3 protein-coding genes are annotated in these 3,100 nt (G+C 36.6%); all 3 read left to right on the top strand.

Features of this window, described 5'->3' with window-relative positions; genetic code table 11:
* A partial coding sequence (hisS, locus tag ACY2V1_RS01395; RefSeq protein ID WP_461833002.1) for a histidine--tRNA ligase occupies nt 1-959 on the top strand: 959 nt, incomplete at its 5' end.
* A gap of 23 nt (nt 960-982) precedes the next feature.
* Entirely contained in the window at nt 983-2,836 is a 1,854-nt protein-coding gene (gene aspS / locus ACY2V1_RS01400; protein ID WP_461833003.1) for an aspartate--tRNA ligase, read from the top strand.
* A 59-nt stretch (nt 2,837-2,895) separates the two neighbouring features.
* A partial coding sequence (locus ACY2V1_RS01405) for a peptide deformylase (RefSeq protein WP_461833004.1) occupies nt 2,896-3,100 on the top strand: 205 nt, incomplete at its 3' end.

Raw genomic sequence — 3,100 nt, forward strand, 5'->3', positions numbered from 1 at the left:
ATGCAAAAGAGAATATCTCTAAATTCTTCACAATTGGGCCAATGTTTCGCTATGAAAGGCCTCAAAAGGGCAGGCAAAGGCAATTTCATCAGGTAAATGTAGAGGTCTTTGGTAGCAGTTCTCCATACATAGATGGGGAACTTATTGTGATGTTAATGGATTTTTTTAACAAGCTGAAGATTAATGGGATATCTCTTGAGATAAATTCACTTGGGTGTTCAAGGTGTAGAGCTTCATATCTAGCTAATTTAAGGAAATTTTTGGGAAAAATAGCTGAAGATTTGCTTTGTGAAGATTGCAAGGTAAGGAGAATAAAAAATCCATTAAGAGTCCTGGATTGTAAAATAGAGTCGTGCAGAAAAATGTATAAAGACGCTCCAAAGATTATAGATTACTTGTGCAGTGATTGTAGTTCTCATTTTGAGCAGGTTATAAATCTTTTAAAATTTGAGAATATCCAATTTAAAATAAATAAAAATCTTGTTAGAGGTCTTGATTATTATCAAAGGACTACATTTGAGGTAATAGCAGAAGGAATCGGTGCTCAGTCAGCAATAGCAGGTGGCGGCAGATATGATGGGCTTATAAAACAACTGGGTGGCCCTGACCTTCCAGGAATTGGGTTTGCCTGTGGTATAGAGAGGATTACCCAGCTAATTGAGATACAAGAACAAAAAAGCAAAGCCTTCTATATTGCAACAATAGATGAAAAGAGTCTGGATTTTGGTTTTGAAGTGGGATCAATAATAAGAAATAGAGGATTTGAATGTGTTTGTTTCTATGAGGTAAAAAGTGTAAAGGCACACCTTAGGGCAGCCAATAAATCAGGCGCAAGATATTGTATCATTATTGGAGAGGACGAACTCTTGAAAAGAAAAGTCACTTTAAAAGATCTAATAACTGGGGATCAAAAAGAACTTTCATTGGAATCTTTAGAAAAGATATCTTTAGTGCATTAATATAAATTTTAAGGAGTTTCTTTATGGAGCAGGATATAAAAAGGCTTGAAACTGAAGAAGAAATTGCCCTGGCTGAAAAAAGGGCAAGGGAGCTACTAACTTCTCTAGGTGGTTGGAAAAGGACCCATTCATGTGGGGAACTTACTGTAAAAAATCTGGATGAAGAAGTGTGTTTAATGGGGTGGGTTCAATATAGACGAGACCATGGGGGACTAATCTTTATAGATTTAAGGGATAGGGAAGGATTAACCCAGGTGGTATTTTCTCCTGAAGTAAATGAAAAGGCACACTCAGAGGCCCATGTGTTGAGGTCTGAATATGTGCTGGCAATCAAGGGAAAAGTCAGGAGAAGACCTAAGGGCATGGAAAATTTAAAGCTCACAACTGGTGAGATAGAAGTAGTAGTAACCGATTGGAAGCTTTTAAATATATCAAAGACACCTCCATTTTTAATTGAAGACAGGATCGATGTATCAGAAAATTTAAGGTTAAAATACAGGTATCTCGATCTCAGGAGAAATAAGTTAAAGGAAAATATAATTTTTAGACACAGGGCTGCACAGAGTATCAGAAATTTTCTTAATTCAAACGGGTTTTTAGAGATTGAGACCCCTTTTTTGACAAAATCCACACCAGAAGGTGCCCGAGATTTCCTGGTTCCAAGCAGGTTGCACTATGGAAAATTTTTTGCCTTACCTCAGAGTCCACAGCTCTTTAAACAGCTCCTTATGTGTGGAGGCTTAGATAGATATTATCAAATTGTTAAATGCTTTAGGGATGAAGATTTGAGGGCAGATAGACAACCAGAATTTACCCAGATAGACATGGAAATGAGTTTTGTTGAAGAACAAGATGTGATGGATGTGGCTGAGAAGATGATTCATACTCTTGTTAAGGAAACTTTAGATGTAGATATTTCTATTCCATTTCCCAGAATGAGCTATAAAAATGCTATGGAAAAATATGGAGTGGATAAGCCAGATACCAGATTTGAATTGTTTTTAGAGGATATAACAGATATATTTGAGGGGTCTAATTTTAGGGTATTTGCAAAGGCACCTCTGATTAAGGCATTAAAGGTACCAGGAGGAGCAGTACTTTCTAGAAAAGAGATAGATGATTACACAGAATATGTGAAGACCTTTGGTGCCCAGGGGCTTGCATGGATAAAAATAAAAGAGAATGAATGGCAATCTCCAATAGTTAAATTTATGAGTGAAGAGGAGAAGAAAAAACTTGGAGAAAGATTGGAGCTAAAACCTGGGGATATAGTTTTTTTCCAGGCTGCATCAGATGATGTGGTAAACGATGCCTTGGGCAATTTAAGGGTCAAGCTTGGAGAGAGATTTAATCTAATTGACCCTGGTAAAATGAATTTTGTGTGGATTATAGATTTCCCATTGTTTGAGTACAATAGTGATGAAAAAAGGTGGGAGGCATGTCACCATCCTTTTACTTCTCCAAAGGATGAGGACAGAGATAAGATCTTAAGTGATCCTCAAAATGCAAGGGCTAGGGCCTATGACCTTGTATTTAATGGAAATGAAATAGGTGGAGGTTCAATACGTATCCATTCCTATGAGCTTCAGATGAAGATGTTTAAGGCCCTTGGTATAGAGGAGAGGGAAACAAATGAAAAGTTTGGGTTTCTATTAAATGCATTAAAATTTGGTGCACCACCCCATGGTGGTATTGCATTTGGGTTTGATAGACTTGTTATGTTACTATTAAATAAACAGAGTATTCGAGAAGTTATTCCTTTTCCAAAGACCCAAAAAGGTGCATGCTTACTTACTGATGCTCCGTCAAGTGTTGATAACAAACAGCTCCGTGAATTGGGGATAAGGATTAGAGAGATTAAAAAGGCACAGAATTAGTAGAGGTTCATATTTAGATATAAAGACTATGCAGAGAGCATGGTTTTAGGAGTTAATTTATGGCAATTAGAAAGATTATATGTTATCCTGATCCCATTCTCAGGGAAAAAACAGATATTATACAAGATATTAATGATGAAATAAAGAAGCTTGCAGAAGATATGTTAGAAACCATGTATGAAAATAAGGGTATTGGCCTTGCTGGACCACAAATTGGTATTTTAAAGAAAATCGTCACAGTGGATATATCTGGACCTGAGAAAC

Source organism: Desulfothermus sp. (genome assembly GCF_053993635.1).

Excerpts from the sequence above, each read along its gene's own strand:
- aspS (WP_461833003.1), top strand. The coding sequence starts at position 983 with ATGGAGCAGGATATAAAAAGGCTTGAAACTGAAGAAGAAATTGCCCTG.